The following is a 15219-nucleotide window of genomic DNA, read 5'->3' as shown; positions in this document are numbered from 1 at the left end:
GACACCCGGGCGCCGGCCCTCTCCTTCGAGGGCCGGCGCCCGTGGCGTGTCCGGACCGTCCGGTGGCGTCAGTAGGTGATGAAGCCGTACAGCGCCAGGTGGTTGGACTTCGTGCCGGTCACCGTGTGGTCGATGGCCGACGGTCGCACCGTGCCCTTGACGAACAGATAGTCGATCTTGCTGGACCCGCTCGTCGCCTTCGCCCCGTAGCCGGTCATGCCGAAGCCGCCCAACGTGGACGACGGGATGCCGGTGCGGTTGGCGTCGATCCCGACGATCCGGATCGTCGACGCGTTCATCAGGCTGGTCGCGTCCGCTCCGATGTGGATGCCGCTGCTGCCGATCCCGGTGTAACCGTCGCCGGCGCAGGCGTTCTGGCGGTTCTCCTGCGGCAGGTGCATGGTCGCCGCGAACACCGTCGTGCCGGTCTCCCTGATGGTGAACCGCGCCGCGATCGCGCTGGTCCGCTTCCACTTGTAGTAGTCGGTGGTGTCCGGGTCGCTGTTCGGTGGCTTGTAGAGGGTGCAGCCCGCGCCCCCGTCGTACGCCGTGCCCGGCTTCAGCCAGCCGGCGCTCCAGTACTTCGAGACGTCGCCGGAGGCCAGGCTCAGCGTGCGGGTGTTCCAGATGATGGCGTTGGTCTGCTTCTTCTTCAGGTCACCGAGCGACTGGTCACTGCACTTGTGGGTGCTGCCCCACGGCTCCGGGTCGCTCCACGCCACGATCGCCCCGTAGGTGTCGGCCGGGTAGCCGAACTTGGCCGACAGCTGGTCGGCGTACGCCTCGGCCTGGCCGGTGCCGCGCACCTGCTGCACGATCAGGAGGTCCGGCGGCGCCACGCCGGCCGTGCCCTTCGCGCCGTTGTCGTCCACCAGCATCGAGGTGAGGTGATCCGGCCCGGAGATGCGGGTGCAGCTGCCGTCGGAGTTGTTGACCACCAGGTTCTCGATGTTGTTGTTGTAGACCCGCAGCACCCGGTCGGCCGCGACGGCGACCCCGTCCGGCTCGGCGGCGCCGGCCGGTGCGGGCGCGCCCGACCCCGCGACGAGGGAGAGGGCCACGAGGGCCGCGATCCGTGCTGACCGACGCTTCGAGGGCAAGGGTGCTCCGATCCCAGAGGTGAGGAACGGCTTCCGACCGCCGCCCGGCGCCGAACTCTACAGTGATCAACGTCGCTGTGTCGTCCCGCCTCTCGTCCGCCGGCCGACCGATCGTGCGACGGCCGTCCACCGTGGCAGACTGCGCCCATGGTCGATGACTCCGGCGGGCGGCCGGTCCTCCTGCTGCTGCACGGCATGGGCGCGAGCGGTGACGTCTGGCTGCCGTGGGCGCCGCTGCTCGAAGACCGCTGGCCGGGGCGCTGGCTGGCCCCGGATCTCGCCGGGCACGGCGCCGCTCCGCCACTGCCGGCGTACTCGTTCGCCGGCCTGGCCGAGCGGGTCGCGGCGGGCCTCGGCTCCGGCGGGAGGGCGGCGACGGGCCTCGGCTCCGGCGAGCGGCTCGTCGTGCTGGGCCACTCCCTCGGCGGGGTGGTCGGGCTGGCCCTGGCCGCGCGGGCCGGCGGTCTGCCGGTGGCCGCGGTGATCGGCCTCGGGATCAAGGCGGTGTGGTCACCCGCCGAGCTGGCGAAGGCGGCGGAGCTGGCCGAACGGCCGGTCACCTGGTTCGCCACCCGCGAGGAGGCCGCCCGGCGTTACCTGCGGGTCGCCGGTTTGACCGGGCTGGTCACCCCCGACGACCCGGTGGTGGACGCGGGTCTGCGGTCCGACGGCGGGCGGTGGCGGCTGGCCATGGACCCGGCCGCGTTCGCGGTGGGCGATCCGGCGCTGCCGGCCCTGCTCGCCGCCACCGATGTGCCGGTGCTGCTGGCCCGCGGCGAGCACGACCCGATGGTCACCGACGCGCAGCTCGCCGACCTGGGCGCGCCGGTGGTCACGCTGCCCGGCCTCGGGCACAACGCCCACGTCGAGGACCCGGAGGCGGTGCTGGCGCTGGCCGACGCGTACCGCTGAGCGCGGCCGGCGGCGGTCTGCTCGGGCGGTGGAGTGCTCAGGCGGTCGGGGAGAGCGGCGCCGGCTCCACCGGCGGCCCGACCCGCGGCGTCGGCGGGTTCCACCCCGACTCCAGCTCGCGGCGCGCCGCGTCGAGGAACGCGTCCGCGTACGACTCGGCCGGGAAGTCGCCCAGGTAGCGGCGGCGGGTCGCCCAGCGCTCCGGCGCCAGGGGGTCGTCGCCGAGCAGCCGGTCGAGCACGTCGTCGACGTTCGCCATGTCCCGTCGCAGCACGTAACCGGCGCCGGCCAGCGGGAACAGCTCGCGGAACCGGTCGCCCTCCCCGGCCATGTCGGTCACCGCGAACGGCTTGCCCGAGTAGAGGTAGTCGGAGATGACGCCGGAGACGTCGGAGACCAGCGCGTCGGACCGGTTCACGCACTCCACCAGGCTCAGGTCCCGGCTCGCGGCGGTGCCCCACAGGTGCGGCCGGCCGGTCCGCGCCCGGTCCGCGGCCAGCAGCTCGGTGAGCCGGCCCAGCTGCCGGGCCGACGCCGGGTTCTGCGTGGTGTAGGGGTGCGCGCGCAGGATGACCGTCGCACCCCGGTCGAGCAGCCGCAGCAGCAGCCGCTCGGCCACCGGCAGTGAGCAGTAGTCCGCGTCCGCGTGGTGCCCCGTCCAGGTCGGCGTGTACAGGACCGTGCGCGGCGCCTCGGCGGGCAGCGGCTCGGGTCGCACGTCGATCGACTCGACCTGCGGCCGGCCCACCACCACGAACTTCTCCGCCGGGATGCTCACCCCGGCGCGGGCGTACCGGTCGATGGCCGCCTGCCCGGCGACGAAGATCCGGTCGAAGATGCCGGACACGGGGTTGGCGCTGGGCGCCTTGTCGCTGTCGCCGTGGTGCAGCTGCACGTGGGTCAGCTGGGTGAAGCGGATGCAGTGGCTGTTCTTCGCGCCGTGGTTGACGTAGAACGCCACCTTGAGGCTCGGCACGAGCACCTCGTCCATGGCGCGCAGGGTCGGGCAGTAGACCACCGGAGCGGTCGTGGCCGCGGCGATCGGGGCCAGGAACTCCGGCTCGCGCACCAGCACCAGGAACGGCCGGCCGATCCGCTCCAGGTAGGGCAGCCACATGGTGACCTGGTACTCGGAGCCGGGCGGGGCGGAGAAGTGGAGCAGGAACTCCGGCTGGTGCCGGCGCAGCGCCCGGCCCACCGGGCCGCCGCCAGCCGGCGGCCGGAGCCGGCGCCGGGCGAGGTCCAGGGCGACCGCGCCCGCGCCGGCGGCGACCAGCAGCGCCACCAGCAGGGCGACCACGGCGGGCAGGGTCGCCGCGGCGGCCAGCGCCACCACCGCGAGCAGCCCGAGCAGCGCATCGCCCAGGTGCGTGGCCACCAGCGGCGTCCACGACCGCACCGGTAGGTTCGCCGACCGGATCTCGAGGTCGCCCGCCTGCCGCAGCGGCCCGGTCAGCAGCACCAGCCCCAGCAGCACCAGGGCGGTGGCGGCCAGCGCGGGGTCGAACCCGCCGTCCAACCGTCGCGCGTAGGCGACCAGCACGGCGGCCGCGATCAGCGTCGTCTCGGCCGTGGTGTCGGCGGCCGGGCGGATCCGCCGTTCCGCGCCGGTCGCGGCGAGCGCGGCCACGACGAGCGCCAGCCCCCAGCCGGTCGCGCCGGTCAGCGCCACGACGAGGAAGGCCAGCACGGCCAGCCCGGTGCTCAGGCACCGCGCGATCAGTTTCCGGACCAGGTCACCACGCATGTCGCTCCGTTCACCACCGTCCCGGCCGCAGGCGTCGGGCCGTCAGCCGACGACCGCGGGAGCGGCCTCGGTCGGCGTCGCCTGTCCCGGCACGGCCTGCGCCGGCTCGCCCGGCGCCCGCCGTACGTCGATGACCTGACCGGTCAGCTCGGAGATCAGGACATCCAGCGAGGCCTGGGCCACCGCTTCGGCCGAGAGCAGGGTGTGCTCCGGCTCCTCGCCGAAGGCGCGGGTGCGCATCGGGGTGGCCGTCCGCTCCGGGTTGATGCAGTTGACCCGGACGCCGTCCTCGGCCCACTCGTCGGCGAGGGCCTGGGTGAGGTTGACCAGGGCGGCCTTGGTGGCCGAGTAGAGCGCGTAACGGGCCCGGCCCCGGGTGTAGGAGCTGGAGGTGTAGAGCAGCAGCTGACCCTTGGTCTGCTGGAGGTACGGCAGGGCCTGCCGGGCCACCGTCACCGGCCCCACGAAGTTGACCTGGAGGAGACGGTCCATGGTCTCCTCGTCCATCTCCGCCAGGGCGCCCCGCTCCAGGATGCCGGCGGTGACCACCACGTGGTCGATGCGGCCGGTCGCCTCGAAGGCGGTCTTCAGGGCCGCCTCGACGTCCTCCGGTCGCTCGACGTGGGTGCCGGTGCTGCTGCGGCTGAACGGGAAGACCTGGGCGCCGTAGCGGGACGCCAGCTCCGCCAGGTCGTGGCCGATGCCGTAGCTGCCGCCGAAGACCACCATCGTCCGCCCGGTCAGCTCCTCGCGGTAGCTGCGGTGGTCGGCCAGGCGGGGCGGCTGCGCGGCGGCGAGCTGGAAGAGCTTGTCGGCGAGGTGCACGTCGACCGGGTGGGTGACCTTGATGTTCTCGTCCGACCCGTCGATCACCTTGATCGGCGTGTCGGGGAGGTAGCGCAGCACCACGCCGCAGTCGTCGGTGGCGGCGAAGTTCGGGTCGCCCTCGGCGTGGCGGTACGCCTCGCGGATGGTGCCGGACCGGAACGCCTGCGGGGTCTGCCCCCGGCGCAGCGACGAGCGCACCGGGATGTCGGTGATGCAGTCGTTCTCGTCCACCTGGATGATCGTGTCCGCCGACGGGATGGCCACGTCGACGGCGCAGTAGGTCCAGAGCGCGTTCACGCACTCCCGGACGATCCGGCTGCTGACCAGGGGACGCACCGCGTCGTGGAAGAGGATGTTGCAGTCCTCCTCGCCGACGGCGTCGAGGGCGATGCGGGTGGTGGCGTTGCGCGTGTCGCCGCCCTCGATGACCTTGGTGACCTTGCGGAAGCCGGCCTTCTCGACGATCTGCTGGGCGTCGGCGACGTGACCCGGGGCCATCAGCACGATGATCTCGTCGATCTCGGGCGCGGCCTCGAAGACGGCGAGGGTGTGCTCGATGATCGGCTTACCGGCGATCTTCAGCAGCTGCTTCGGGATGCCGAGGCCCAGCCGGGTGCCGGTGCCGCCGGCCAGCACCACCGCCACTGTGCGGGACGGCCGCCACGGCGCCGGGTTCTCCGGTGCGGCGTCCGGGCCAGTGGTGTGGTCCTGCGTCATTGCCGATCCTCACTTCCGGGGGTGCGTGAACAAGAGGTTCCGCCCAGGCGGCGACCGGATGAACCTTAACGCGCGAAGCTGTGCACCCCAACGCCGGCGGCGGGCCGGACGGCATCCGTGTCGATGCGTCCGGCCCGCCGCCAGGTCACTTGCTGTTCGCGTACGCCTCGTACGCGCGGATCACCTCGTCGGTCGGACCGTCCATCCGCAGGACGCCCGATTCCAGCCAGATCGTCCGTTCGCACGTGTCGCGTACGGAGGAGAGCTGGTGGCTGACCAGGAACACCGTGCCGGCGCTCTCCCGCAGCTCGCGTACCCGCTGCTCGCTGCGCTTGCGGAAGCCCTTGTCGCCGGTGGCCAGCGCCTCGTCGATCAGCAGCACGTCGTGCTTCTTCGCCGCCGCGATGGAGAAGCGCAGCCGGGCGGCCATGCCCGACGAGTACGTCCGCATCGGCAGCGAGGCGAAGTCACCCCGCTCGTTGATCCCGGAGAACTCGATGATGCCCGGCGTCTCCCGCTGCACCTCCGCCGGGGACATGCCCATGGCGAGGCAGCCCAGGGTCACGTTGCGCTCGCCGGAGAGGTCGTTGAGCAGCGCGGCGTTGACCCCGAGCAGCGAGGGCTGGCCCTGGGTGTAGACGGCGCCGCGGTTCACCGGCAGCAGGCCGGCGATCGCCCGCAGCAGGGTCGACTTGCCCGACCCGTTGCTGCCGATGAGGCCGATCGCCTCTCCCCGGTACGCGGTGAAGGTGACGCCCTTGACGGCGTGCACCTCCCGGACCTCCGGGGCGGAGGTGCGGGTGACGAGCCGGCGCAGCGCCGCCACCGGGCTGGTGCCGCCACCGGCACCCTTGTGCACCCGGTAGATCACGTGCGCGTCGTCCACCACCACAGTGGGGATCCGCTCCTGCGCCGGGGTCAGCGTCAGGGTCGCGTCGTTGGACGCCTCGAACTGGTCAACCACGGCCGTACTCCTGTTCGCCGCGCCAGAAGTAGACGAAACCCCCGACGCCCATCACGATCGCCCATCCCACCGCCACCAGCCAGAGCTGGGGCAGGGAGGAGTTGAGCACCGGCGCCTCCTCCAGCAGCGCCACCCGGGCCAGCTCGATGTAGACCAGCATCGGGTTGAACTCGACCAGCTTGCTGGCCCAGCCGGGCAGGTTGTCCTCGAAGAGGGTGACGCTGTAGAGCACACCGGAGCCGTACATCCAGGCGCGCATCACGAACGGCATGACCTGTCGCAGGTCGGAGGCCTTCGCGCCCAGCCGGGCGACCGCCATGGTGAGCCCGGCGTTGAAGACCGTCTGGAGCAGCACCGCCGGCACCAGGATCAGCCAGGCGAAGGTCAGCGGCTCACCGGTGACCAGCACGATGGCGAGGAGCACCACCATCGAGCCGAGCAGTTGCTGGAACTGGGTGACCGTGACCGCGAGCGGCAGGCAGGCCCGGGGGAAGTGCAGCGCCCGGATCAGCCCCAGGTTGCCGCTGATCGCCGTGGTGCCGTTCTGCACGGCGGTCTGCGTGAAGTTGAAGATGAACAGACCGGTGCACAGGTACGCGATGAAGTTCGGGATCCGGTTCTGCTGCAGCACCAGGCCGAAGATCAGGTAGTAGACCGCCGCGTTGGTCAGCGGGGTGAGCACCTGCCACAGCTGCCCGAGCCGGGCGTTGCTGAACGAGGCGACCAGCTTCGCGTTCGCGTACGTGGCGATGAAGTGCCGGTAGTGCCAGAGCCGCCGGCCGTACTCGGCCAGGGACGGCGGCTGGTCGGCCACCCGCAGTCCGTAGCGGGCGGCCAGCTGCGCCTGGGTGAGGCCGGAGTCGGGGTCGGCCAGCGCCGTGTTGGCCATGGGATGTGGCGCTCCGATCTTTCGAATCAACGGGATGCGCGCGAGGATGATCCGGACGTGGCCGGTGCGGGGGAGCGCCGCCTCGTCGCTGCGTGGACACTAGTCCGAAACACGTCGGGACGCAACCGTATCGTCGTTGCGCTACCCTGGTCGCCGTGACGTGCGGAAAGAGCCCCAGGTGACGACCGAGAAGAGACGCCCGCCGGCAGGTGCGGCGGTGCTCCGTGACGACATCACCACGGCCATCCGCCGCGCGCTGATGCGGGAACTGGCCGCCGTCGGCTACGGCCGGCTCTCCATCGAGGCGGTGGCCCGCCGGGCGGGGGTGAGCAAGACCGCGATCTACCGGCGGTGGAGTTCGAAGCTGGACCTGGTCCTCGACATCGTCGCCGCCGCCGCGCACGGCAAGATCCCGGCGCTGGACACCGGCAGCCTCCGGGGTGACCTCGCGCTGCTGTTCCAGGTCGTGGCGCACGCGCTGCGCCACCCGCTGGCCTCGCAGATCATTCCCGACCTGCTCGCCGAGGCCGCCCGCAACCCGACCATCGACCAGACCCTCCAGCAGGTGCTGCGGGCCCGCCAGCAGGACATCGGCGGCCGGCTGATCCGGTTGGCCGTCGAGCGGGGGGAGCTTCCACCCGACAGCGACCCGGACGCGGCGATCGACCTCATCGTCGGCCCTCTCTACTGGCGGCTGGCGATCGCCCGGCTGCCGCTGACCGACAGCTACCTCGACGCTCTGGTGGAGTCGGTCGTGGCCGGCCTCGGTGCGCAGCGGGACGTGCCCCGTCCCCGGGCCAGGCCCGTCGCCGGATGACCGCACCACCCGCGACACCCCCCTCCACCGCACCCCGACCGGCGGGTGCTTGCCGCTACTCTGCTTAGCCAGGTCGGAGCGGAGCCACCGACGCCGCCCGCCGCGCGCCACCGCCGCCCTCGCCCGTACAACGACAAGGACTTCCCGTGTCGAACGCCGACCACGCCGCCGTCGCCGTCGCGCCGTCCCCCGATCCCGCGACGCCCGACGTCGCGGCCGACCGGCCCGGTCCGGTCCGGTCCGGCCGGCTCGGCTCGCTGATCGCGGCGACGCCGGCCCTGATCACGGACGCCGCCGTGCTGGCGTTCGCGCTCTGGACGGTCCTCTACCACGCGGCGTTCGCCGTCCGGCTCGCCCCGTCGGTGACCTTCAAGATCTGGCTGGCCGGCTGCGTCGTCCTCGCCGCCGTGGCCGTGCTCCGCGCCCGTCGCCGCGCGACGACCGACGCGCCGCCGGCCGACGCCCCCGACGCCGGGGTCGCCGCGCCGGCCGCCCACCCGCGCCGCCTGCTCGTCGTGGTGCTGGCAGCCGCGGTGGTCGCCGCGGTCACCGCCGGGCTCGCCGGGACGGGCGCGGGCGACGGCATGTCCTGGTGGGTCCCCGCGGCCGCCGGGGCGGTCGCCGCGGTCGGCGGGATGCTGCTGCTGCGTCGCGCGTGGCTGGCCACCCCGCAGCCGCTGCCGGCCGTGCCCGCCCCGACCGCCGTCCAGTCGGGGTACGCGCTGGTCGTGTCCGTGCTGGTCGGCATCTCCTCGTTCTTCCTCGCGCGCAACACGCCCGACGACGTCTACTACGTGGGCCGGTCGGTCTGGGTGGCGGAGCGGGACCTGGTCCCGCTGCGGGACTTCCTGTTCACCGAGAACGTCGCGCCGGCGATGGGTTCCCAGCCGCCGATCGCCTCGATCGAGGTGTTCGCGGGCGCGCTCGCCCGGGTGCTCGGCATCCACGCCGCCTCGGCCACCTGGTACGTGCTGCTGCCGGTCATGGCCGTGCTCGCGGTGCTCGCCCTCTGGCGCCTGGTGCACCGGTGGGCGCCGCGCCGCCCGCTGCTCGCCTTCACCGTGGCCGTCGCGTACCTCTACCTCGTCGCCGGTGGCGACGCCGCGCTCGGCACCTTCCACCTGCCCCGGCTCTACGAGGGCAAGGGCATGTTCGTCTCGGCGGTCATCCCGCTGATGTGGCTCTACCTCACCAAGTGGTTCGACAGCCGGTCGCGGTGGTCCCTGGTCCTGGTGGCGGCCCTGTCGATCACCGCGGTCGGCCTGACCACCACCGCCGCGATCATCCTGCCGATGCTGGCCGGCGCCGCCGCGTTCGCCATGCTGCTGGTCGGCCGCTGGAAGGATGCCCTGCTCGCCGGTGCCGCCGCCGTGCTCTACCCGGTCGGCTCGGTGGTGGTCTCCCAACTGCTGCTCCAGACCGGGGCCGCCACCGGCGCCGACGACGCCTTCTTCGACGCCGAGTACACCTACCGGCGCACCCTGCTGGTCGGCGTGGTCGGGGTGATCAGCGGTCTGGCGCTCTGGTGCGGCCCGCTGCTCGCCCGCCGGCGAACCCCCGCGCTGCTCGCGGCCGGCGGCACCCTCGCCCTCAGCGTGCTGCTCGTCCCTGGTGTGCTGGAGGCGCTGAGCGCCGCGAGCGGCATCTCCGTGGTGCTCTGGCGGGTGCCCTGGCTGCTCGCGTTGCCGACGCTGATCGGCCTGCTCTGCACGGTGAACGTGCCGTCGCCGACGCCGCTGGTGCGGCGCGCGGTGAGCGCCGGGATCGCCGCCGCGATGGTCGCCTCGTTCGCCGTCTTCGCCACCCCCATGTGGTCGCCGCAGAGCTGGGTGGAGGTGCACGACCGGCCCACCTGGAAGCTGCCGCAACAGCGGCAGCGGATCGCCTTCTGGATCAAGGATCTGGACCGCCCGGACGGCCTGCTCCTCGCACCCGGGGTGATCATGCGGACGTCGTTGATCGTGACCAGTCGGGTCCGGGTCGTCCTGCCCCGGGACTTCTACCTCGTCGAGTACGACCTGAACTCCGACTTCGCCAAGGACCGCCTGCTGCTCACCGGCTGGGCCGACGGGCGGGAGCAGCCCGGCCGCGACCAGCTCGCCCCGGCCCTGCAACGGCTGGACGTGGGTACCATCTGCGTCTACTCGGGCAACACGTACGCCCGGGACCTGGCAACGCAGCTCGGCTACACCGAGTTCGCGCAACGGAAGGCGCCCGGCGCGGTGACCTGCTTCCGCCGGGACGGCTGAGCCCGCCGCCGCGCGGCGTACGGCTTTGACCGGTATGGGGCGGGATACCCGAGCGACGCCCGGCTGTCCCTTCGCGTTAAGGTCGCAGTCACCTGCTGACGGCTCGCGATGGATCCGGGCCGGCCCCTCGTCGATCTCGTAGGGAGCGTTCTCGTTGTTCGGCACGTTGACAGGACGGATCGGAGTGGCCGCCCGCGGCGCGCTGCTCGTACTGGCCTACCTGGTCATGCTCGTCTCGGGTGCCCTGGGTTGGGTCGCGGTCTTCGCCGTGGCCGGGCTGGCCGCCGTCATCGGCGAGTTCGCGCTCGCCCGCTGGTCACCGCCGTCGGCGCTGCTGCTGGAGAAGGTCGGCCTGCTCTGGTCCTACCGGCAGCTGACCCGGGACCTCGCGGCCGTGCTGCTGGTCGTCGCGGAGGTGACGCTCGGCCGGACGGACCTGACGCTGCTGCTCGCGCTGCCCGCGGCGGTCTGGGTGATCTCGATCTTCTCGGGCGCGCTGTCGACCATGATCGAGCGGCGCAACCCGCTCTCCGCGATGGTGCGCAACATCGACCTGGGCCCGCTGAAGTCGGCGCCGCAGCCGCCGGCCTGGGCCGCCGCCGTCGCCGGTGAGCGGATGCCGCTGCTGAACATCCTGCTGGTGCCGGCCGCCGTGGCCGCCGCGGTGCAGGACGACGTGACCCCGTTCCTCGTCGCCGGCGCGGTGGCCCTCGCCGCGACGGCCGTCGTCGGCGCGATCGTCGCGCTGACCTGGCTGCGCGGTCGGGGCAGCGGGCAGGGTCCGCTGCTGCCGGCCGTGCAGCGCTGGCTGGACGACCACCGCCCCGAGGTGGCGCTCTACTTCGCCGGACCGGCCAAGGACGTCTACCAGGCCAACATGTGGCTCGCCCCGACCGAGGCGCTGCGGCAGCGGGCCGTGGTGCTGATGCGCAGCCGCGAGGCGTTCCTCGAACTGGCCGACACCCGCCTGCCGGTGATCTGCGTACCCGCCGGTGTGGACTTCATGAACCTCGAGCTGAGCAGCATCCGCGTCGCGCTCTACGCCGCGAACGTCGGCGCGAACATCCACATGCTCCGCGAGCCGGGGACGAAGCACGTCTTCGTGGGGCACGGCGACAGCGACAAGCAGGCGAGCGTCAACCCCTACAGCAAGGTGTACGACGAGGTCTGGGTCGCCGGTCTCGCCGGGCGGGAGCGGTACGCGCGCGCCGGCGTCGGGGTGCTCGACTCCGACATCGTCGAGATCGGCCGCCCGCAGTTGGCCGGTGTGCACACCTTCGGCGCCGAGTCGATCGACCGGCCGTTCACCGTGCTCTACGCCCCCACCTGGGAGGGCTGGCTCGACGACGACCCCTACCACACCTCGCTGGTGCTGATGGGCGAGCGGATCGTCAAGGGACTGCTGGCCGTCACGCCGGGGGTCCGGCTCATCTACAAGCCGCACCCGCTGACCGGCTCCCGGTCCAAGCAGGCCAAGGCCGTGCACGAGCGGATCGTGGAGCGGATCCGGGCTGCCGGCGGCGACGCCGACGCCTCCTCGCTCGACGGCACCCGGCACCTGGTGGTGACCGGCCGCGTGCCGGCGCTGTTCGACTGCTTCAACCAGACCGACCTGCTCATCAGCGACGTGTCGAGTGTGGTCTCGGACTTCGTGCAGAGCCAGCGGCCGTACGTGGTGGCCAACCCGGGCGGGCTGCCGGAGGACGAGTTCCGCCGCGAGTACCCGACGTCGCGGGCCGCGTACCTGCTCGCCCGGGACTGCGGCGAACTGGAGAAGATCGTCGCGGTGACCCGCGCCGGGGACGACCCGATGACCGAGGCCCGGCGGGAGCTGAAGACGTACCTGCTCGGCCCGGCCGAGGCGAACCCGATGGACCGGTTCCAGGAGGAGATCGGGCGGCTCTGCCGCTGACCGGTGCCGTCCTCGGGGACCGGGGACGCGCTGGCGGTGGTCAGCCCAGCAGGGCGGCCACCGCCTCGGCGGCCGGGACGTCGACCGGCAGCGCCTCGGCGGCCACCACCGCGGTGACCGGCAGTGGACCGTACAGGTGCGGGAAGAGCGCGCCGCCGCGGGACGGCTCCCAGCGCAGCCGGTCGCCGAGCCGGTCCGGGTCGACCGTGAGCAGCGTGAGCCCGGTCGCCCCGGCGAAGTGCCGCCGCGCCGTCTCCACCACCTGGTCGGGGCCGGAGAGGTGGATGAAGCCGTCCTGCCGGTCCACCGCCGAGCCGACCAGGTGCCCGGCCGCCCGGGCGTCGTTCCACTCCGTGGTCGGCAGCAGTTTGTAGATCACCCGGCCAGCCTACGGGTCGCCGCCGCTCCGGCCGGGGTGCTGCCGGCGCGGGCCGCCGTTTCGCGGTACCGGCCCGGTCGTCCGTTCCGGCCGGGCATGCTCACAGGTGGAGCAGGTCGCGGAGGGATGGGCGATGGCGAACTACGACGACGACTGGACCGACAGCCAGCGCGCGCTGTACGACGAGTGCTACCAGGCCGGCGGCGACTGGGCCGAGGACCCGGACACCTCCTCCGACGAGGTGCAGTACGTGATCAACCTGGCCGAGGGGGACGACGACAGCATCGGCGACTCCGAGATCGACTTCGGGCCGCTGGTCGACGCGGTCACCCAGGCCACCGGCGAGAACGCCACCAGCGTCCCGGCCACCCACGAGGACCCGGCCTTCCGCGGCTTCACCGACGGCGTACGCGACGCGACGTCCGACGACGTGTTCGGTCTCTGACGCCGCCCGCGTCGGCGACGCCGGGCCGCCCGCCGGAGGCCCGGCGCCGGTCTGACCGGCGGATCCGGACGGGTCGGCTCTCCCGCACGGGCCGCGCTTCTGCCACCATGCCAGGACGACGGTTCGACGGATGGGGGCACGGGTGCGGATCCTGCTGGTCGAGGACGACCGCCGGGTGGCCGCCGCGCTGTCGTCCGCGCTGACCCGGCGCGGCTACGAGGTGGAGCACGCCGCCACCGTCGCCGCCGCGCTCTCCGCCGCACCGTGCGACCTCGTCCTGCTCGACCTGACCCTGCCCGACGGTGACGGCACCGACCTGTGCCGGGAGCTGCGCCGGCGCAGCGGCCAACTCGGCATCATCGCGGTCACGGCACGCGGCGAGGAGCGGGACCGGGTGCTCGGCCTGCGGCTCGGCGCGGACGACTACGTGGTCAAGCCGTTCTCGATGGTGGAGTTGCAGGCCCGCATCGAGGCGGTACTCCGGCGCGCCGCGCACGCGGTGCCCGCGCGGAACCTGATCGAGGCGGGCGCCGTCCGGATCGACGTCTCCGCGCGCACGGTCAGCGTCGGCGGGCGGGCCGTGGCGCTGACCCGCAAGGAGTTCGACGTCCTGCTCTCGCTGGCCCGTCAGCCGGGGGTGGCGGTGCCCCGGGAACGCATCCTGCTGGACGCCTGGGGCACCACGTGGACCGACCGGCACACGGTCGAGGTGCACGTGGGGTCGCTGCGCGGCAAGCTCGGCGACCCCGGCCTGGTGGAGACCGTGCGCGGGGTCGGCTACCGGCTGCGCGGCGAGTGAGGGCGGTCCGGTGCGCCGTCGGCTGGTGATCAGCTACCTGCTGCTGATGGTGCTGGTCCTCATCGCGCTGGAGACGCCGCTCGCGCTGACCCTCGCCACCCGGGAGACCGACCGGGTGCGGGCCGACCGGCTCGCCGACGCCACCCGGTTCGCCTCGCTCGCCGGGCCGGCGCTGCGCGGCGGCACCCCGGGTCCGCTCGACACGGAGCTGCGCAGCTACGACGAGCTCTACGGCATCGGCGCGGCGGTGGTGGACCGGGATCGCCGGACGGTCGTCGCCTCCGCGCGTTGGCGTACGGCCGTCGGCACCGCCGAGGCGCTCGACACCGCCCTGGCCGGTCAGCAGTCCAGCGGCCCGGAGTCGGTCTGGCCGTGGGAGGGCGGGCCGGTGGTGGTGGCGGTGCCGATCAACGACGGCGGCGAGGTGCTCGGGGCGGTCGTCACGGTGACCCCCACCGACGCGCTACGCCGCACGGTCAGCGCCTGGTGGGCGCTGCTCGCCGTGATCGGGACGCTCGCCGTGGTGGCCTGTGTGGTGCTCGCGTTCGGCCTGGCCGGCTGGGTGCTGCGGCCGGTCACCGAGCTGGACGCGGTCACCCACGAGATCGCCGAGGGCGACCGGGGTGCCCGCGTGCAGCACCGGCTCGGCCCGCCCGAGCTGCGTCGGCTCGCGGCCAGCTTCAACAACATGGCCGACGCCGTGTCCGACGTGATGGACCGGCAGCGGGCCTTCGTCGCGCACGCCAGCCATCAGCTGCGCAACCCGCTGACGGCGTTGCGGCTGCGCGTGGAGGAGTTGGGACCCAGCCTGACCGACCCGCAGGGACGGGCCGAGCACCGTCTCGCCCTGGAGGAGACCGACCGGCTCGCGCTGGTGCTCGACGCGCTGCTCACGTTGGCCCGCGCTGAACGCCAGGAGAACGAGCGGGTCACCGTCGACGCGGCCGAGGTCGCCGCCTCCCGGGTCGCCGCCTGGATGCCCCTGGCCCGGCACCGGTCGGTGGCGCTGCGGCTGGCCACGACGGCCGTGCCGGCGTACGCCCGGACCGTGCCGACCGCCGTCGACCAGGCGCTCGACGCGCTCATCGACAACGCCGTCAAGTTCAGCGGGCCCGGCGGCGAGGTCGCCGTGACCGTCGCCCGCTGCGACGGCGGGGTGGCCGTCGAGGTGCGCGACACCGGCCCCGGGATGACCGAGAGTCAGCTGGGTCAGGCGACCGAGCGGTTCTGGCGTGCCCCGGACGTGCAGAACGTCGACGGCGCGGGGCTGGGGCTGACCATCGCCGCGGTGCTCGTGGACGCCTCCGGCGGGCGGCTCACCATGCGGGCGGGGGAGCCCCGTGGCCTGGTCGCCGGCCTGTGGTTCCCCGGCCCGGTCGAGGAGCCGGGTGACGCGGCCCCCGCGGCGTGTCCGCCGGTGGTCGACCGGCTGCCGGCCGGCGCCGGCTGACCGGCGCGGCC

General features: G+C 73.4%; 13 protein-coding genes. 7 read left to right on the top strand and 6 right to left on the bottom strand.

Annotated elements, in window-relative coordinates:
• Positions 1-68: 68 nt before the first annotated feature.
• Entirely contained in the window at positions 69-1061 is a 993-nt protein-coding gene (locus tag GA0070620_RS11615; protein ID WP_197677581.1) for a hypothetical protein, read from the bottom strand.
• Positions 1062-1247: 186 nt separating this feature from the next.
• On the opposite strand from GA0070620_RS11615, the gene GA0070620_RS11610 reads away from it, so the two are divergent.
• A complete protein-coding gene (locus tag GA0070620_RS11610) occupies positions 1248-2012 on the top strand; it encodes an alpha/beta fold hydrolase (protein WP_091589937.1) in 765 nt (254 codons plus the stop codon).
• A 37-nt stretch (positions 2013-2049) separates the two neighbouring features.
• Here the strand turns inward: GA0070620_RS11610 and GA0070620_RS11605 are convergent, their stop codons facing one another.
• The 4 genes from GA0070620_RS11605 to GA0070620_RS11590 form a co-directional block, all read right to left on the bottom strand.
• Positions 2050-3759 carry a CDP-glycerol glycerophosphotransferase family protein gene (locus GA0070620_RS11605; protein ID WP_091589934.1) on the bottom strand — a complete coding sequence of 570 codons (1710 nt, stop codon included), beginning with the start codon at positions 3757-3759 and terminating at the stop codon, positions 2050-2052.
• Positions 3760-3801: 42 nt separating this feature from the next.
• On the bottom strand, positions 3802-5304 hold the full coding sequence (locus GA0070620_RS11600) for a bifunctional cytidylyltransferase/SDR family oxidoreductase (protein ID WP_091589931.1): 1503 nt from the start codon (positions 5302-5304) through the stop codon (positions 3802-3804).
• 145 nt (positions 5305-5449) lie between these two features.
• Positions 5450-6268, bottom strand: a complete 819-nt coding sequence (locus tag GA0070620_RS11595) for an ABC transporter ATP-binding protein (RefSeq protein ID WP_091589929.1) — start codon at positions 6266-6268, stop codon at positions 5450-5452.
• Complete coding sequence (locus GA0070620_RS11590; RefSeq protein WP_091589926.1) at positions 6261-7157, bottom strand: ABC transporter permease; 897 nt, start codon at positions 7155-7157, stop codon at positions 6261-6263. The genes GA0070620_RS11595 and GA0070620_RS11590 overlap by 8 nt, the downstream gene beginning before the upstream one ends.
• A gap of 217 nt (positions 7158-7374) precedes the next feature.
• Here GA0070620_RS11590 and GA0070620_RS11585 point away from each other — a divergent pair, with 217 nt between their 5' ends.
• From GA0070620_RS11585 to GA0070620_RS11575, 3 genes are all read left to right on the top strand, one after another.
• Positions 7375-7974, top strand: a complete 600-nt coding sequence (locus GA0070620_RS11585) for a TetR/AcrR family transcriptional regulator (protein WP_091589923.1) — start codon at positions 7375-7377, stop codon at positions 7972-7974.
• 146 nt (positions 7975-8120) lie between these two features.
• Positions 8121-10223: a DUF6077 domain-containing protein gene (locus GA0070620_RS11580; protein WP_091589921.1), complete on the top strand. Its 2103-nt coding sequence runs from the start codon at positions 8121-8123 to the stop codon at positions 10221-10223.
• A gap of 154 nt (positions 10224-10377) precedes the next feature.
• On the top strand, positions 10378-12135 hold the full coding sequence (locus GA0070620_RS11575) for a CDP-glycerol glycerophosphotransferase family protein (RefSeq protein ID WP_091589918.1): 1758 nt from the start codon (positions 10378-10380) through the stop codon (positions 12133-12135).
• A gap of 40 nt (positions 12136-12175) precedes the next feature.
• Here the strand turns inward: GA0070620_RS11575 and GA0070620_RS11570 are convergent, their stop codons facing one another.
• On the bottom strand, positions 12176-12514 hold the full coding sequence (locus tag GA0070620_RS11570) for a DUF952 domain-containing protein (protein WP_091589916.1): 339 nt from the start codon (positions 12512-12514) through the stop codon (positions 12176-12178).
• A 133-nt stretch (positions 12515-12647) separates the two neighbouring features.
• Between GA0070620_RS11570 and GA0070620_RS11565 the strand changes: the two genes are divergently transcribed.
• The 3 genes from GA0070620_RS11565 (at position 12648) to GA0070620_RS11555 (ending at position 15208) form a co-directional block, all read left to right on the top strand.
• Positions 12648-12959: a hypothetical protein gene (locus GA0070620_RS11565; RefSeq protein ID WP_091598575.1), complete on the top strand. Its 312-nt coding sequence runs from the start codon at positions 12648-12650 to the stop codon at positions 12957-12959.
• Between the two features lie 130 nt (positions 12960-13089).
• A complete protein-coding gene (locus GA0070620_RS11560) occupies positions 13090-13758 on the top strand; it encodes a response regulator transcription factor (protein ID WP_172836417.1) in 669 nt (222 codons plus the stop codon).
• Between the two features lie 10 nt (positions 13759-13768).
• On the top strand, positions 13769-15208 hold the full coding sequence (locus tag GA0070620_RS11555; protein ID WP_091589914.1) for a sensor histidine kinase: 1440 nt from the start codon (positions 13769-13771) through the stop codon (positions 15206-15208).
• The last annotated feature ends 11 nt before the right edge of the window (positions 15209-15219 follow it).

It is taken from the genome of Micromonospora krabiensis (assembly GCF_900091425.1).
Classification (GTDB): domain Bacteria; phylum Actinomycetota; class Actinomycetes; order Mycobacteriales; family Micromonosporaceae; genus Micromonospora; species Micromonospora krabiensis.
Note: the sequence above shows the minus strand (reverse complement) of the source record. Positions and strands in the feature narration are given on the sequence as shown.